This is a genomic window from Mesorhizobium sp. M0802 (genome assembly GCF_040320115.1).
In the GTDB taxonomy this organism is placed as follows: domain Bacteria; phylum Pseudomonadota; class Alphaproteobacteria; order Rhizobiales; family Rhizobiaceae; genus Mesorhizobium.
The window spans coordinates 1-880 of the sequence record NZ_JAMYOY010000063.1 but is presented as its reverse complement, the minus strand read 5'-3'; the positions used below and the strand labels follow the sequence as shown (position 1 = coordinate 880).

Sequence of the window (880 nt, the reverse complement as noted above, 5' to 3'; positions counted from 1 at the left end):
CGGCCTCTGGGCCAGCAGCCGCTCGACCAGCCCGAGCAGCCGAGCGAACCTGGCCTCGAGTTCACCATTGCCGGCGATCTTGCGGGTGATGTCGCGGAACACCCGGCCGAGATAGGTGCGAAGGCGCTTCAGTTCGCGCCGCATCCGTCGGAACTGCCGGGCGTGGGCATAGCGGCCGGCGCGTACCGCTGCGGCCTTGGCCAGCCGAGGTGGCTCTGCCTGAGTACGACACCGTACCGCTTCGCCTGGCGCGCCAGTCTGGATTGCTTCAGGTAAAGCCGGCTGTCGGTCGGATGAGCGACCGCTTTCGGCTGCACCGTCGTGTCGACGGTGATCCGCTCCAGCGAATTCGGCTTGGCGGTCCCGCTGTCGAGCGCCGCCTCGACGCTCGCCTTCAGCATTTCTCCAGGCCCTCTGGTCCGATCCGCTTGCGCCAACGTGTCATCGTGCTGGCGTCGATCGGCGCCTCGTGCTGGAAAAACTCGAAGCCGCTAAAATACTGCCAGTACGCATTCTCCACCCACCGCTCCACCACCTCTTCGCCCGACACATCGTAGACGTGCTTGAGGTAATGCAGCGCCACCATCAATCGCGTCGGCTTGGCCGGCCTGCCGACCGGGCGGTAGAAGCGGTCGAACGCCTCATCAAACCGGGCCCATGGCATCAACCCCGACAGCCGCACCAGCGGGTGCCTCATGTTGAGGATCGCATCCAGGCGCTCGCGGAAAAGATCATTCTTGTACGTGACGGACCAGAGGGAGGCATTGAGAAAACACCGGGAAAGAAGCGAAACGGTTTCGATTTCCCCCATTCTCCGATACTTCAAACCTCTTGGGAATCCTTATCCTACAAGGCTTTCAGATATTTTTCAGCCCCGACT

Annotated in this window: 1 pseudogene; it reads right to left on the bottom strand. The window is 62.5% G+C overall.

Going from position 1 to position 880, the window contains the following annotated elements:
• A pseudogene (locus NKI10_RS30865) lies at nucleotides 1–765 on the bottom strand (IS5 family transposase); the annotation flags it as partial.
• Between the last annotated feature and the right edge of the window lie 115 nt (nucleotides 766–880).